This is a genomic window from Glaesserella australis (assembly GCF_003260095.1).
In the GTDB taxonomy this organism is placed as follows: Bacteria; Pseudomonadota; Gammaproteobacteria; order Enterobacterales; family Pasteurellaceae; genus Glaesserella; species Glaesserella australis.
Map to the genome: position 1 here is coordinate 1 of NZ_PTPX01000011.1, position 15,460 is coordinate 15,460.

17 protein-coding genes and 3 tRNA genes are annotated in these 15,460 nt (G+C 40.1%); 4 read left to right on the plus strand and 16 right to left on the minus strand.

Annotated elements, in window-relative coordinates; translation table 11 throughout:
* The 11 genes from C5N92_RS05245 to wecA form a co-directional block, all read right to left on the minus strand.
* Window positions 1-77, minus strand: a tRNA-Pro gene (locus tag C5N92_RS05245).
* A 27-nt stretch (window positions 78-104) separates the two neighbouring features.
* Window positions 105-180, minus strand: a tRNA-His gene (locus tag C5N92_RS05250).
* 28 nt (window positions 181-208) lie between these two features.
* Window positions 209-285 (minus strand) — tRNA-Arg (locus C5N92_RS05255).
* Window positions 286-422: 137 nt separating this feature from the next.
* A complete protein-coding gene (wecG, locus tag C5N92_RS05260; protein WP_111749807.1) occupies window positions 423-1,145 on the minus strand; it encodes a lipopolysaccharide N-acetylmannosaminouronosyltransferase in 723 nt (240 codons plus the stop codon).
* On the minus strand, window positions 1,138-2,418 hold the full coding sequence (locus tag C5N92_RS05265; RefSeq protein ID WP_111749808.1) for a WzyE family oligosaccharide polymerase: 1,281 nt from the start codon (window positions 2,416-2,418) through the stop codon (window positions 1,138-1,140). The genes wecG and C5N92_RS05265 overlap by 8 nt, the downstream gene beginning before the upstream one ends.
* Before the next feature lie 76 nt (window positions 2,419-2,494).
* Complete coding sequence (locus C5N92_RS05270; protein ID WP_111749809.1) at window positions 2,495-2,965, minus strand: hypothetical protein; 471 nt, start codon at window positions 2,963-2,965, stop codon at window positions 2,495-2,497.
* Between the two features lie 55 nt (window positions 2,966-3,020).
* Window positions 3,021-4,079 (minus strand): TDP-N-acetylfucosamine:lipid II N-acetylfucosaminyltransferase family protein, encoded by a 1,059-nt coding sequence (locus C5N92_RS05275; RefSeq protein WP_111749810.1) that lies wholly within the window; start codon window positions 4,077-4,079, stop codon window positions 3,021-3,023.
* A 35-nt stretch (window positions 4,080-4,114) separates the two neighbouring features.
* Entirely contained in the window at window positions 4,115-5,257 is a 1,143-nt protein-coding gene (rffA, locus tag C5N92_RS05280; protein ID WP_111749874.1) for a dTDP-4-amino-4,6-dideoxygalactose transaminase, read from the minus strand.
* A gap of 5 nt (window positions 5,258-5,262) precedes the next feature.
* The gene (gene rffC, locus C5N92_RS05285) at window positions 5,263-5,940 is read right to left on the minus strand and encodes a dTDP-4-amino-4,6-dideoxy-D-galactose acyltransferase (RefSeq protein ID WP_238138418.1); all 678 of its coding nucleotides are present in this window, start codon (window positions 5,938-5,940) and stop codon (window positions 5,263-5,265) included.
* A gap of 88 nt (window positions 5,941-6,028) precedes the next feature.
* Complete coding sequence (locus C5N92_RS05290; RefSeq protein WP_238138417.1) at window positions 6,029-6,859, minus strand: transporter; 831 nt, start codon at window positions 6,857-6,859, stop codon at window positions 6,029-6,031.
* 5 nt (window positions 6,860-6,864) lie between these two features.
* Window positions 6,865-7,938: a UDP-N-acetylglucosamine--undecaprenyl-phosphate N-acetylglucosaminephosphotransferase gene (gene wecA, locus C5N92_RS05295; RefSeq protein WP_111749812.1), complete on the minus strand. Its 1,074-nt coding sequence runs from the start codon at window positions 7,936-7,938 to the stop codon at window positions 6,865-6,867.
* A 147-nt stretch (window positions 7,939-8,085) separates the two neighbouring features.
* Between wecA and hemL the strand changes: the two genes are divergently transcribed.
* The 4 genes from hemL (at window position 8,086) to C5N92_RS05315 (ending at window position 12,211) form a co-directional block, all read left to right on the plus strand.
* The gene (gene hemL / locus C5N92_RS05300; RefSeq protein WP_111749813.1) at window positions 8,086-9,369 is read left to right on the plus strand and encodes a glutamate-1-semialdehyde 2,1-aminomutase; all 1,284 of its coding nucleotides are present in this window, start codon (window positions 8,086-8,088) and stop codon (window positions 9,367-9,369) included.
* 132 nt (window positions 9,370-9,501) lie between these two features.
* Complete coding sequence (gene menD, locus C5N92_RS05305) at window positions 9,502-11,208, plus strand: 2-succinyl-5-enolpyruvyl-6-hydroxy-3-cyclohexene-1-carboxylic-acid synthase (RefSeq protein WP_111749876.1); 1,707 nt, start codon at window positions 9,502-9,504, stop codon at window positions 11,206-11,208.
* Window positions 11,208-11,972: a 2-succinyl-6-hydroxy-2,4-cyclohexadiene-1-carboxylate synthase gene (gene menH, locus C5N92_RS05310; RefSeq protein ID WP_111749814.1), complete on the plus strand. Its 765-nt coding sequence runs from the start codon at window positions 11,208-11,210 to the stop codon at window positions 11,970-11,972. Before menD ends, menH begins: the two co-directional genes overlap by 1 nt.
* An 8-nt stretch (window positions 11,973-11,980) precedes the next feature.
* Window positions 11,981-12,211 (plus strand): zinc ribbon domain-containing protein, encoded by a 231-nt coding sequence (locus C5N92_RS05315; protein WP_111749815.1) that lies wholly within the window; start codon window positions 11,981-11,983, stop codon window positions 12,209-12,211.
* Between the two features lie 35 nt (window positions 12,212-12,246).
* Here the strand turns inward: C5N92_RS05315 and C5N92_RS05320 are convergent, their stop codons facing one another.
* The 5 genes from C5N92_RS05320 to acpP all read right to left on the minus strand — a co-directional run bounded on the left by C5N92_RS05320 (window position 12,247) and on the right by acpP (window position 15,350).
* Entirely contained in the window at window positions 12,247-12,858 is a 612-nt protein-coding gene (locus C5N92_RS05320) for a ComEA family DNA-binding protein (protein ID WP_111749816.1), read from the minus strand.
* Window positions 12,859-12,948: 90 nt separating this feature from the next.
* Window positions 12,949-14,391, minus strand: a complete 1,443-nt coding sequence (gene panF / locus C5N92_RS05325; RefSeq protein ID WP_111749817.1) for a sodium/pantothenate symporter — start codon at window positions 14,389-14,391, stop codon at window positions 12,949-12,951.
* Window positions 14,381-14,620, minus strand: coding sequence for a YhdT family protein (locus C5N92_RS05330; RefSeq protein ID WP_111749818.1), 240 nt, complete (start codon window positions 14,618-14,620; stop codon window positions 14,381-14,383). Before C5N92_RS05330 ends, panF begins: the two co-directional genes overlap by 11 nt.
* A gap of 47 nt (window positions 14,621-14,667) precedes the next feature.
* Entirely contained in the window at window positions 14,668-14,985 is a 318-nt protein-coding gene (gene metJ / locus C5N92_RS05335) for a met regulon transcriptional regulator MetJ (RefSeq protein ID WP_111749819.1), read from the minus strand.
* Between the two features lie 134 nt (window positions 14,986-15,119).
* Window positions 15,120-15,350 carry an acyl carrier protein gene (gene acpP, locus C5N92_RS05340; protein WP_006249478.1) on the minus strand — a complete coding sequence of 77 codons (231 nt, stop codon included), beginning with the start codon at window positions 15,348-15,350 and terminating at the stop codon, window positions 15,120-15,122.
* Window positions 15,351-15,460: the final 110 nt, after the last annotated feature.

Sequence of the window (15,460 nt, forward strand, 5' to 3'; positions counted from 1 at the left end):
TGGTCGGCGAGATAGGATTTGAACCTACGACCCACTGGTCCCAAACCAGTTGCGCTACCAAGCTGCGCTACTCGCCGTCTGATATGCTATCGCATATATTTAAATGGGGTGGCTAATGGGATTCGAACCCACGACAACTGGAATCACAATCCAGGGCTCTACCAACTGAGCTATAGCCACCATTGTGTTGATGATATTGCATTACCCCTGGCGCGCTCGACAAGATTCGAACTTGCGACCTTTGGCTCCGGAGGCCAACGCTCTATCCAACTGAGCTACGAACGCGTTATTTTCAGTAGTGCGTCGCAACGGGGGCGTATATTAGTGATTTCACTCTCTCTTGTCTAGCACTTTTTTAAAAAAATTTTCTTATATGCTCTTAATTTATTCAAAACGTTTACTAATTATCAAAAATGGTGGTTTTATAGCTGTTTTGTTAAATGATAATAGGCATATTTCACTAATCTTAGCTGTCTTTGCCAACGTGTTGGTTCATGTAAAATCCGATATAGCCACTCCAACCCCAGTTTTTGCCATGACTTTGGCGCACGTTTTACCTTACCCGCAAATACATCATAAGTTCCACCTACACCCATATATAATGCATCAGGATAAATTTGTTGTGCTTTTTGCATAAATTTTTCCTGTTTGGGCGATCCCATTGCAACCGAAACAAATTTTGCCCCACTCGCTTTAATTTTTTCTATCAAAGCTATTTCTTCATCTGGTTTGAAATAACCATTTTGCACTCCGACAATATTCACATTCCATTTGGCTAACTTGCTTATTGTTGTTTTAAGCGTTTCTGCAGAACTTCCAACTAAAAAGACAGGCAAATCATTCTCTGCAAATCGCTGCATAAGCCCTTCCCATAAATCAGCCCCTGCAATTCGCTCAAGTGTTGCATATTTTTTATATTTACGGCGAATAGTACAAACAACACTAATACCATCTGCATATTTATACTCTGCATTTGCAAGTAAGGTTTTCATTTCGTCATCTTCTTGCTGAAGAATCACTTTTTCTGCATTAATGGCAATCAGTTTTCCTGTTCTTATTTCACCTTTATGTAAAAGATAAGATTCAAATGCCTGTTGATTCTCCATTGCCAACAGCTCTACTCCGCCAACAACCACTTTATCCATTTTTCACTCTCATCTTACTGATTACCCACGCCATCGTATAAGCACATAAAAAGATCATACTAAAAAAGCAAAAACGGGAAACAAAAGCGTCCATGCCTTCCCTTACCAATACGATTAAATTAAATACATTGGCAAGACAAAAGCTCTGAACCAAGATAGTATTTTGACTAGATACGAAAAAATAATCCGCCATACGTATTAACCCACCCACAATCGCCATACCAAGCATAATCATTGGGAAGCCCCCCATAATATAAAAGGAGCCTAATAGCGTTGGCGAAATAGCCAAGCCTGACTGATTTCCTAAAAGCACCTTGGTAAAATAGTTGGCGCTATTCCATACAATATCAGGTCTCTCTTGCCAAAGCGATGTGGGGATATAAACATAAAAATCTCGGACGATCGGCATCAGCCCTAAAAAATCAATCTCGGTACTGAGAATTTTACTGAGATTTTGCCAAGGGGAAAACGTGTCTCGCGTTAAATAAAGCAAGGTATGCAAAATTTCCATTCCCTGTAAATTCAGGTTATAGCGAATAAACGCCAATACAGACATCACTCCCACAGCGCCAATCCCTGTTATCAATATCCATTTCAATGAAATATAGCGAAAGTAAAAGCCCAAAATGATGAATAAAAAGAAAACGGTAGCCATATTTGCTCGTGTTCCACCTACCGCCAGATAACTTAGTCCGCCAAATCCCATTCCAACGATCAAAAATAGCCACCATCGTTTTTTCGTTGGCGACAGTAAAAACCAAATCAGCAATGCGGGAATAAAGAAGTAGAAGAAGCGTTTTAAGGGAATCCCTTTTATCTCGCTTGAAAAAATTTGGCTATATTTTTCTAGTGTGAAAAACAGTAACCCGTCATTTAAATAGATAAATACCGCCAACGTAATAAATGCGAGCAAACATAAAATACAAGCGGTCAGATTTGCTTGAAATTTTGCAAGTTCAGTTTGTTTTAGTGTATGTCCATTGCTTACTGAAGTCTTAAACGCACAAAGTCGATAACAAAGCAGATACCAAAGATAACTAATAAAAGCGGTTGCAAATGTTATCAACATTTCGGTTGTACTCGGCAATGGATGTGCAAAATATAGCGATAGGATCAGAGAAAAAGGGAAACCTAAAAAAAATGTGATGAAATAGATCCCGCTGAAAAGGAGATGAAAAGAAAAAAATTGTTGCTGATAAATGCGGTATAAGAAGTATCCCATGATGATAGTCATCATAAGATAACATAGAACAACACCGCTCAGTTCAGCCATATTTCCCCCAATAAAAAACGGTGCAAATTTTTACTCAAATCGCACCGCTTGTAAATCAACTTAAACAGAGAGTTCGTTATTGTGTGCCAAACTTCGCATCTAATTTTTCCATTAGTGCTTCACCATCTTTAACAAGTTGTTCTAATTTAGGTTGTAGTGCTTCTGCTTTTTGTATATTAGCTGGAGTTGGGATTAAATAGGCTGGTAGCACTTGTTTATAAGTATTTAACATCTCTACAGACATATCGCGTAGTTTTCGTACTTCTTCATGACGTAAATCTAGTGCTTTACCACTACTTACCGCATCATCAAATGACTTTTCAATAACACTATTAAATAAATGAATTTCTTCTGATTGGTTTTTAGGTTCTGCTTTGCTGAATTCAACTTCAAGTTTATTATCCATTGTCGATTCAACATTTTCTAACCACTGTAAGTATTTTTGGTAATCCGATTTTCCAACAGCTGGATCCGTTGTGGTGGTTGTACAAGCAACTAAACTTACTGCCAATATCGTCGTAAAAATGAAGCTTAGGAAACGTTTCATAAAATATCCTTAAGAAGTAAAAGAGATTAAAGTCTAACACCTAACCTAATAAGAATCATCCTTTTAATTGAGATAAACACTGAACCCATTGCGACATATAGTTGGGTGGAAAAAAATCAACTTGGGATAGATCTACTTGAGATAAGTTTTGTTGAACTTGCTGTACTCTCGTTTGAGAAATCTGATCCGCATAAAGAAAATCAATACCCGCCATTTCCATATCTAAACAAAATGGGTTTTGGCGATGTAAGATTACTGGAATCTGTAGCTGAGTGAGTAGGCAAATCGTGCCGATACCTTGCTGACGTTCAAACAAGAAGCACGCTAAATCACAACGGGAAAGCAGATCAACATAAGCTTCAAAAGGTTGTTTGTTTGCCAAAATCTCTACTTGCCCTTGTGAAAATAAGGTCTTTGCGTGTTGCTGAACTTGATGGATATAGGTTTGATTTTGCGCTGGATAGCCCATTGGCACATACACTTTCACATTTTCCCCAAAATGTTGCTTGATTAACGACAATCCCGCTAAATGACGATTACTCGGATCGCCCGAGTTCCCTAACAAAATCGTCAATCTGTCAGACGTTTGCTTTTTAGGAAAATGAGATGGCAATTTGGTTGGGAAATAGAGCCGCTGATCTTGCGAATGATCACGCTTTAATTTTTGATGTGCATAGACTAAATCCCCTTGGGTTGCCCAAATCTGCGCAATCTTATGCTGAACCAAGCGACGTAATGGGTAAAAAAGCCTAAATTTGAGCGAGTTTGACTCTTCATACAGATCCGCGCCCCAAATATGCCACGTACAGCGTTGGGGCGGTACTCGACCACATAACATCGCAAGCCACAATGAGACGTTAAATTGCCCATGTAACACAAACCAAGCGGTCGGTTCTGCGTTAAATTTTGCAATCACTGCTTGAGTCAATGCCCGCTGAGATGAAAAAAGATGTAGCTTTAGCAATGGAAATTCTGTGGCGAGACTTGGCTCACCCACCACATAAAAGCAAGGTGTCTCCGCCAAGGTGGTGAGTAATTCCTTTTGGAAAAAGGCTAACACCGTACGATTATGGTGGGGAATATTTGAGCTAAGAAGATGGTAAATATGGTTCACAGTTGCCCTTTAAATAGATATCACAAGCGGTCACTTTATTGCATTTTTTGCAAAATGGCTTGTGTCAGATGAATAATTTTCTCTCTATCCTGATCTTCAAGATTAAAAAACAGTGGCAATCTCACCAGTCGTTCACTCTCTTTGGTTGTCCATTTATCTTCGCCATGAAATCGCCCAAAGCGTTCTCCCGCTTGGCTTGAATGTAGGGGAACATAATGAAATACCGTTAAAATACCCGCTTGTTTCATTTGGGAGATAAATGCGGAACGAGTTTTGAGATCTGCAAATTTAAGGTAAAAAAGATGCGCATTGTGCGAACAATCATAGGGAATCGTCGGCAACTCAATCAAACCTTGTTCTGCGAAAGGTAAAAAGGCGTTGTAGTAAGTTTGCCAAATGTTCTGGCGTTTTTGCTGAATCTTTTCAATATGCTCTAACTGCGCATAAAGATACGCCGCTTGTAGCTCAGACATCAGATAACTAGAGCCTAAATCTCGCCAACTGTATTTATCCACTTCACCACGGAAAAATTGTTGACGATTCGTGCCTTTTTCTCGAATGATTTCAGCTCGAACAGTCAATTCAGGTTGATTAATCACAATCGCCCCGCCTTCACCCCCTGCGCTGATATTTTTAGTTTCATGAAAACTGTAACAGCCAATATGTCCTAAAGTCCCTAATGCCTTGCCTTTATAGAACGCATTCACGCCCTGTGCAGCATCTTCCACCACCCATAAGCGATACTTCTCTGCCAATGCCATGATGGTATCCATTTCACACGCCACACCAGCATAATGCACAGGCACAATCACCTTGGTTCTAGGTGTAATGGCTTGCTCGATCAAACGCTCATCCATATTCATTGTATCAGGGCGAATATCGACAAACACAATTTTAGCACCACGTAGTGCAAAAGCATTTGCCGTTGAAACAAAGGTGTAACTTGACATAATCACTTCATCACCCGCCTGAATATCTAGCAAAATGGCAGACATTTCTAACGCAGCAGTGCAAGATGGAGTAAGCAATACTCGATGGGCATTGAAACGCTGCTCAAACCAGCGCTCACAACGACGTGTAAACTCGCCATCGCCCGAAAGCTTGCCACTGGAGATTGCTTGTTGCAGATAAGCCAACTCTGTACCCACAACAGGAGGTTGGTTAAAAGGAATCGTTATCTCGCTCATGTCGTTTGCCAATAAAACCAATAATAGATGCCACAAATCGTTGCGCCGATCGATTGATATAGCCGAATCGCTTTCAGATTACTTGATTGTGTAGCAATTTCAAGTGTTTCAGCTTGCTGTGATTTCGCCCATCGCATTGCCGCAGAGAGTAAGCGCTTGCCAATACCTTGACCTTGCCACTGCTCTGCTACCGCAATTAACCCAACTTGAGCTATTTTCCCTGATAGACGTACACTAATCGCCCCTTGAATGTCTCCGTTTTCTGTTTCACACACCAAACAAATATCATCAAATTCGCCTTTTATGGCATTCTCAAACCATTGACGGTAAAAACGTTGATTTTCTTTTGCTGAAAACCATGGAGAACGAAAGCGAGTATGGGCAAATTGATGAGAAAAGCCTTCCATTTTAGCTAAATCATCAAGCCGAGCAGGACGACAAGCGGTCATATCTGATGAAAAATTTGCAAGATCGCACACAAAACGGATTTCACCTTCCACAAACTGAAAGCCTTGCTGTTGCAATAAGCAGATCTTCTCTACTTCTGTACTCGCTAATTTGGCTTGAACCAGATCGAAATCGGTTAAGACGAGATTGTCTAATTGATCACAACTTGGTGTAAGTTCTGCAATCTTGCGACAAAAAAAATGGGACAGCCAAATATTCATATCCATTTTCATAAAATAAGTCTTTAAGAAAAAAACTCCCATCATGTATCGTTTTTACACAAAAGGAGTTTTTAAAGCGATTCGGTTCCGAAAATTAATTTCTTTTTCTATGGATAAAAAGTGCAATAAGTAAGCCTAAGAAAAAGCCAATCCCTGCACCAATTGCGCTCCATAGTAACTGATTCTCTGGTTTTTCAGGTACTGTAGGTACACTCGGTGCTTTAATATAGCGAAACGGCAATAATCTATCATCTAATGGTTTAACAGAACGCATCAAGTTTAATTTTCCTGCCCAATCTTGTTGAGCAACTTGAGCACCTTGTTGAATCGCACCTAAATTACTTTCTGCCATCTGTTTAGTCTGTTGGAATAGAATTTTCCACTTGGCAATCAGTTCACTATTTAATGTTGAGCGAGCTTTCATAGTACTAAAAATAACAAAGTCAGCTAATAATGTAGATGCTTCTTCAGGATTAAGTAAAGTAAGGCTTAACGTATTTGCTGTATCATCAAATTTAAATTGGCGAGCAATCTCTTGTGCAACAAGCGAAGTAGGTTGATTTTTATCCGATGCTTGTTTTTTTACCTTCTCGCTTTGTATTAAAAACTGTTGTAGAACATCTGGCGATTTGAGATCGCGTATAAACTCTTGATACACCGAATTTGTCAAAGCAGCATCTGCTGTTGCCGTTGCTGATGTTTCACCTTTTAATAAGTTATAAGTGCTTAATAAGGAATAATAATTCCCCAAATCAACAACTTTAGGCGCTTCAAACTGAGCTTCAGCTTTCCATTTTACAGGCTGAATAACTGTTGGACTAAACCAACCCGCACCAGCTCCTAGAACAGTCAATAGCAATAAAATCAAAAGTGAAGAAAACCATTTTCCTGCACTTGAACCTGTTTTTTGTATTTGTTCTGTCATTAAAATTACCTCTGCATTGTAATCTGTTTTTTTCTTGCTCTGCGCTTATGACGACGGACAAAACGAGTAATACGCCAAGCATGAACAATAGAATAAGAATATAAGAAAAATAGGGCGACAAATGCCACAAACATCACCCATTGGTTCCAGTAATACGCTTCGCCAATGACACCAAAAGTGGCACACAAGCCTGCGCCAAAAGTAATAACAGCAAGGGCTTGACGAGAAGTTAAACCTGCTCTCATCATCAAATGGTGAATATGCAAGCGGTCAGGTCTGAACGGACTTTTACCTTTTTTCAAGCGTCGGAAAAAGACCGCCACCATATCAATTAACGGCACAGCAATAAGCCATAAACCTGTAATTGGGCTGATAGGGTGTCCCTGCCCTTGTGTGCTTAACAGTAAGATCCAAATAATCGTAAAACCAATCAACGTACTACCTGAATCGCCCATAAAGACTTTCCATTTCGTCCCAAAAAGACTGAGATTAAACATCGCATAAGGGAGAAGAACAAGGATAATACCGAAGCACCAATACGCTAACGTGTATTGTTCATCAAGGAGCATCAAGGTGCCTAAACCCGCAAAACTGACCGAAGAAAGCCCTGCTAATAGACCATCAATACCATCAATCATATTAAAAGCATTGATCACACCAATGGTAATAAAGACCGTTAATACAACCCCTAAAGCCCCAATCTCAAGGCTAAATGGCGCAATTAACTGACCTAGGTTTTCAATAGATAAACCGCTATAAATCATTGCCCCCGCTAAACAGGCTTGAATACCTGCTCGCAAAAACGGACTAATATCAAATCGGTCATCTAACACCCCTATCACCAAAAGGATTGTCAATGCCGTTAAATAGAGTTCGGGCAAACGCATTTGTTCCCATTCTAAGAGATAAAACGCAAGATTCCCTAAATAAAGCGCAATCCCCCCAATTAAAGGAATAACGCCTTGGTGACGTTTACGGAAATTTGGTTTATCGACTAAACCTATTTTTTCAGCAACAGGACGCATCACGATAAGTGATACAAAAGAAACCAAAAATACAGCAATAAATGTAAGCCACATATACTCGGTTTATCCCTTAAAAGATGAATAATGCAAAATGTTGCTTAGGATAGCATAACCGTTAAAACACTCAATTTTTTTCACGCAGAAACGAGAATTTACAGTAAAATAATGCTTATTTACGTCATTTATACGTTAAGGATTTTTATGACAACATCTCAATCTCTATTTGAAAAAGCACAACGAGTGATCCCGGGCGGCGTGAACTCGCCTGTGCGTGCGTTTAAAGGTGTGGGTGGCACGCCTGTATTTATTGAAAGTGTAAAAGGGGCTTATATCACCGACAGCGAAGGCAAACGTTACATTGATTATGTTGGCTCTTGGGGTCCGATGGTATTGGGACATAATCACCCTACGATCATTGATGCGGTATTAAAAGCAGTGCCGAACGGGTTAAGTTTTGGTGCACCAACAGCGATTGAAATTGAGTTGGCGGAACTGGTTTGCAAGTTAGTGCCGTCTATCGAAATGGTGCGTATGGTCAGCTCTGGTACAGAAGCGACAATGTCTGCCATTCGCCTTGCTCGTGGCTACACAAAACGTGACAAAATCATTAAATTTGAGGGCTGTTATCACGGTCACTCCGACTCGCTCTTAGTTAAGGCTGGTTCAGGGGCGTTGACGTTAGGTCAGCCAAGCTCGCCGGGTGTGCCTGAAGATTTCGCAAAACATACTATTACTTGTGAATACAACAATCTAGCCTCAGTCAAACAAGCCTTTGAGCAGTATCCAAACGAAATCGCCTGTTTAATCATTGAACCTGTCGCAGGCAATATGAACTGCATTCCACCAAAGGCGAACTTTTTACAAGGCTTGCGTGAACTTTGTACTGAATATGGCACGGTATTTATTATTGACGAAGTGATGACGGGCTTCCGTGTCGCACTCGGTGGCGCACAAAGTTACTACGGCGTGACACCTGATTTAACTACACTAGGTAAAATCATCGGTGGCGGTATGCCTGTGGGTGCATTTGGCGGTAAAAAAGAGATTATGGAATTTATCGCCCCAACCGGTCCTGTTTACCAAGCAGGAACCCTTTCAGGCAACCCGATTGCAATGTCCGCAGGTCTTGCTTGTTTAACCGAGCTGTCTAAAGCAGGTAATGAGCAACTGCTTGCAGAGAAAACCAAAACCCTTGCGGAAGGTTTCAAAGCCCTTGCAGACAAGCACGGCATTCCATTTACCGTGCAATATGTGGGCGGTATGTTCGGTTTGTTCTTTACTGAACAGGCAAAAGTTGAAAGCTATCAAGATGTGATGAAATGTGATGTAAAAGCGTTCAATACCTTCTTCCACAAAATGCTCGAAAAAGGTGTCTATCTTGCTCCGTCTGCTTTTGAAGCAGGCTTTATGTCGTTAGCTCACACAGATGAAGACATTGCTTATACGCTAGAAATGGCAGATCTTGCCTTTGCAGAAATGAAATAAGCTTACAAAGGAACATTTACGCTTGTACTTGCAGAAAAATCTCAGTACAAGCGGTAAAATCCGCTTACTTTTTTACAAATTTTGCTACAATCTTGGAAATCCACTTTTTATCAGCAAAAGAGACAAATAATGATAAATACTAGCTCCTTTAACCGTTCTTGGTCACGTGTTGTATTAAATGCCCTACTTCGCTATGGCGTAAAACATTTTTGTATTGCCCCCGGCTCACGCTCTACGCCATTAACGTTAGAAGCGGTTCATTTACAAAAGCAAAACCAAGCGGAATGTCACACGCATTTTGATGAGCGTGGCTTAGGCTTTTTTGCGCTAGGGTTAGCGAAAGCGACCAATGAACCTGTTGCCATTATTGTGACATCCGGTACCGCGGTGGCAAACCTTTATCCTGCGGTGATTGAAGCAAGTATTTCTCATCATAAATTAATTGTACTCTCAGCAGATCGCCCATTAGAGCTGATTGATTGTGGCGCAAATCAAGCTATCCAACAACCACATATTTTTGCTGATTATCCAGCTGTGAGCCTTAACTTACCGAAACCAAGTCCGCAATATAGCGCAAATTGGTTGGTAGGCAGAGTGGAATATGCTTGCTCTGTCCAAGCGACACAAGGCGGTGTTGTGCATCTCAATCTACCGTTTGAAGAGCCGTTATATGAAGCGGACGAAGATGAAATCGCTCAAACTCCGTGGTTTGCCCCTATTTTAAGTTGGTTAAATAAACCTAAAGTTAAATGGTATGACCAACAGGCAACTCAAAAAGATGTGCTAATGCATGAAAATTGGGATTATTGGCGTACTAAACGTGGCGTCATTGTGGTGGGTAAGTTACCACTTGAACAAGGCATGGGGTTAAAACTTTGGGCGGAGACGCTAGGTTGGTGTCTAATCAGTGACGTTCAATCTGGCATTGATGCATCTCTGCCTTATGCTGATGTGTGGTTATCAAACAAAACCGTTGAACAACGCTTACTTCAAGCGGATATTGTGATTCAATTTGGAACACAAATCGTCAGCAAGCGAGTCAATCAGTTTTTATCTGCGTTTAAAGGAGAATTTTGGTTAGTCGATGAATCAGTCGATTACTTGAACACCTATTCTCACCCACAAACCCGTTTTGTTGCCAAAGCACACCATTTTACCCGTGTGCATCCGCCATTGCGTCAAAAACCATGGTTACTTGAACCGCTTGCGCTATCACAATTTTGTGAAACCTTTATTGAACAGCAAGTCGGCGGAAACCTAAATGAAGCATCACTGGCTCACCATATTGAGCGAGTATTGCCTGCCAATGGCAACCTTTTCTTAGGCAATAGCTTATTTGTCCGTTTGGTCGATGCATTATGTAAATTGCCTGAAAGCTATCCAATCTATACCAACCGTGGAGCAAGCGGTATTGATGGCTTAATTGCGACAGTGGCAGGCATTGCCAAAGGAAGTGGTCAGCCTACGGTAGCCGTTATTGGCGATATTTCAACGCTACATGATCTCAATTCTGTGGCGCTATTACGCCAAATTACTCAACCAACTATTTTGTTTGTGATCAACAACAATGGTGGAGCAATTTTCGATATGTTGCCAGTTGAAGCACAAGCTAAAGAGAAATTCTATCGCCTAAGTCACAATTTTGAATTTTCACAAATTGCGACTATGTTTGGTTTAGAATATCTACGTCCTTACACTTGGGCAGATTTAGGTACGAAACTGAAACAAGCCTACGCTCGCCGTGGCGTGACGATTGTGGAAATCAAAGTCAATGACCAAGAAGGCAGTAGCTTATACAAATCCATCATTGAACAGATCTCTCGAGCATCTATCGACTAATGTTAGCGCATCAATGGCACAGTGATTCTGGTATCCCCGTGGTATTTCTCCACGGGTTTCTAGGTTCTCGCCACGATTGGCAGGAAGTTATTGGCTATTTGCAAAAATTTCCGCAAATCCGACCGCTTGTTATCGATCTCCCCTTTCATCACCAAAGTTCTCATATTGCTTGCCATCATTTTGACGAGATGAGAACGCTATTTCATGCGACACTTCAACAGCTTGGCGAAGAAAACTTCTATCTTGTTGGCTATTCCTTAGGGGGAAGAATTGTCTTAGATTATGCGTTAAATGTTGCAAATCCTTATTTGAAAGGCGTGTTACTTGAAGGGGCAAATATTGGTTTAGCAACACAGAAAGAAAAAGAGGCTCGCTGGCAAAATGATTGCGTATGGGCAGAACGCTTTGCGACGGAACCATTGAGAAACGTCTTAAAAGATTGGTATCAACAAGCGGTCTTTTCTGACCTAAATTTTGCAAAACGGCATGACATCATTGAAAAAAGGCTAGATAACGACGGAAAGTCGCTTGCCCAAATGCTTAAAGCTACAAGTCTTGCTAAACAAAGTTACTTTGCACCTAAACAGATTAAACATAGCGCATCTCCAATTAAGTTTATCATTGGCGAAAGAGATCAAAAATTTCGCCAGATGGTTGAGCAACATCAGCTTGCCCATCATCTCATTCCAAATGCAGGGCATAACGCCCACATTGAAAACCCGCAAGCCTTTGCGGAATATCTTGTTAACTTTATTTTACCTTAGGAAAATCTATGGCTTTACACCGCTGCCCTGAATGTCGTAAAAAAATCAGTGAAAGTGCAATCAGTTGCCCAAATTGTGGCTTTTCATTTAAAGAAGAAGATTTAGAAGTTTATAAGCAAAAACTTGAGCAACGTCGATTACACAACCAAGAGATTAACAAACGCAGTGCGAAGCTCCATTTAATTTGGCTGGCTATTTTTAGTTTAGTGCTTATCATCGCAACTTTATGGCAAGCTTAAAAGCAAAACGGCTACTTTCGTAGCCGTTTTCGATTTTAGAAGCTGATTGATGATTTGATTTTTGATAATGTTGCTTCACCAATACCTGATACTTTTGATAATTCAGAAATATCTTTAATACTGCCATTCTTATTACGGTAATCAATAATCGCTTTTGCTTTCGCTTCACCAATACCAGTTAGTGTTTGCAATGTTTTAGCATCTGCGGTATTGATATTCACTTTACCCGTTGTTGCAGCTGCTTTAGTCGAAGTTGCTTTTGATGTTACGTTTTCTTTGGCTGAACTTACTGCATTAGTCGCTGAAGTTTTTGTTGAAGCAACTTTAGTTGTCGCATTTTCTTTCACTGAACTCACCGCATTAGTTGCCGAAATTTTTGTTGAAGCAACTTTTGCTGTCGCATTTTCTTTCACTGAACTTACTGCATTCGTCGCTGATGCTTTTGTTGAAGCAACTTTAGTTGTCGCATTTTCTTTCACTGAACTTACTGCATCTGTTGCAGCTGATTTTGCAGAAGTTTTCGCTGAAGTGACCGCTTGTGTTGCACTCTCTTTTACTGATGTTAATGGATTTGTCGTTTCTGCAAATGAAGTTGAAGAAACAGCCATTACGATTCCGAGTGCAAGTAGTGATTTTAATGATTTCATAAAGAACCCTTATAAAAATAAACAAAGTAAAAAAGTATTCACTCAGACTAACTAAATCAAGAGAAGTTCCCTTTTATACAAAAAACACGCTTAAACATCCTCATTATTCTGGCGACGCTCACCCAATAAGTTCCCACATAAAAAGGCAATTAATCCAATACAAAGTGATGGCACAATCACATGGAAATTAAGTATTTTGATACCTAGAATAGTCAATCCTACATAGCTTCCTAAGCCCGCAATCATTGAACATAATGCCCCTGTCGCATTCGCTTTTTTCCAAAAGAGTCCTAATATAATGACCCATAAGAAAGTCGCTTCTAATCCGCCTAATGAGAGCAGGTTTAACCAAATTAACATTTCAGGCGGGTTAATTGAGGCAAAAATTAATAAGATACAGATCACCAAGGTTGTAGTGGTGGAGAAAAACTTAATTTTTCTTTCATCACTTATCGCATTAGGTCTAATCGCAAGATAGAGATCTTTGATGAGCGTTGATGAAGATTGAATCAACATCGAATCAATCGACGACATAATTGCAGCCATCGGCGCAGCCAAGAAAATACCTGCAACAAATGGCGGTAATACTTGCATCATAAGCGTTGGAATAACTTGATCGGCAACTTTTAAATCAGGTAACAGCGCTCGACCTAATGTTCCAGCTAAATGCATGCCAAACATTAAGATTGCCACAACGATAGTACCAATCACTAATGCTCTATGTAAGGCTCGGCTATCTTTATATGCCATACTACGAACGGCAAGGTGAGGTAAACCAATTAAACCAAAACAAACCAATACCCAAAATGACGTCATAAACGTAAAGTCTAAAGGACGTTCATCAATACCGTAAGGTTCAATTAATTGTGGGTTAATGATTTCTAGCTGCTTTATCGCCTGTTCAATTCCGCCTGTAGCATAAATGACTCCCCCTAATAATAAGAGCGTTCCCAACACCATCACCAGCCCTTGAACTGTATCCGTCAATACAACCGCCCTAAACCCGCCAATAAAGGTGTAGATTCCTACCGTCACTGCGAAAATAAGAATGGATGTTGAATAAGATATGCCAAGTGTTGTTTCAAGCAAACGCCCTGCACCAATAAACTGAACAGTCATCATTGCAAAGAATGATAACAACAACGCAAAACTGGATATCCAAACGACAAAACGATTTTGATAGCGAGCTAACAAAATATCATTAATCGTTACACTCTTGGTTTGACGAGCAAGTATCGCTAATTTTTTACCGACAACACCTAAGGAAAGTAACACCGCTGGTACTTGAATCATGGCTAATAATACCCAGCCTAAACCATATTTATAGGCTGCACCAGGACCACCAATAAAACTACTTGCGCCAACATAGGTTGCTGCTGTTGTCATGGCTAACACAAAACCAGACATCGAGCGTCCACCTACGTAATATTCTGACAAAAAACTACCGCTTGTACGTTGGCGATAGGCATAATACGCCACGCCAAAAACAAAAACTAAATAAGCGATAAGAGGAAGTAACATCTCAAGATTCATTTTTACTCTCTAAATCAATTTCTTTAAAAGCATACTTCACGACAACAGTCGTCACTAAAATTAATAATAATGGTAAATAAATACAAGAAAGTTCAAACCAAATTGGGAAACCTAATAATCCCCTGCCATCTGGAGAAAAATAAGCAAAGCCAACCCAGCCAAGTACATATGACAATGTTAGCCATAATGTCCAACGGACTTCTTTAACAATCTGTTGAGAAATTTTCATATTAGCCCTTAAAACAAAACCTCGCATTTGCGAGGTCTAAGTTGAAATTAATATTGCCACTCGTCAGGATCTATCCCCATCTCTCGCATTTTCATTTTTGCTTCTTCTGGGATCTCATCATGACGTTCTTTCATCAAATCTTCATCTGTAGGTAAAGGTTGTCCCGTAAATGCATGAAGAAATGCTTCACACAATAACTCACTGTTTGTTGCATGTCGAAGATTACGGATTTGGCGACGAGTACGCTCGTTGGTTAAAATCTCCAATACTTTGATCGGAATAGACACCGTAATTTTCTTTACTTGCTCACTTTTCTTGCCATGTTCAGCATAGGGACTAATATATTCACCGTTCCAATTTGCCATTGTTTTTACCTTTAATTCAATGCAGTGGCACGTATTCTAATCAAAACAGAGCCTTCTCGCAATCTAGACGTCTAGATTTGCCACTAATCAATAAAAAAGGCGACTATAAAAGCCGCCTATTTCGAGAATAAATATTATTGATTGTTTTGAACGTAATCAATCGCAGATTGAACAGTAGTGATTTTTTCTGCTTCTTCATCTGGAATTTCGATATCGAATTCTTCTTCTAAAGCCATCACTAACTCAACAGTGTCAAGAGAGTCTGCACCTAAATCTTCGATGAAAGAAGCTTCTGGTTTAACGTCTTCTGCTTTTGCACCAAGTTGATCAACGATAATTTTTTTTACGCGTTCTTCAATGCTCATTTTTTGTTTCCTATGTGTAAATTCGCTAAGTGCGAGAGTGGATATAGTGTAAAGGAAAATTTGCTAAATTCAAGCCTTTTAATACAAGTCAAACCAGCGAAGATTTTCCT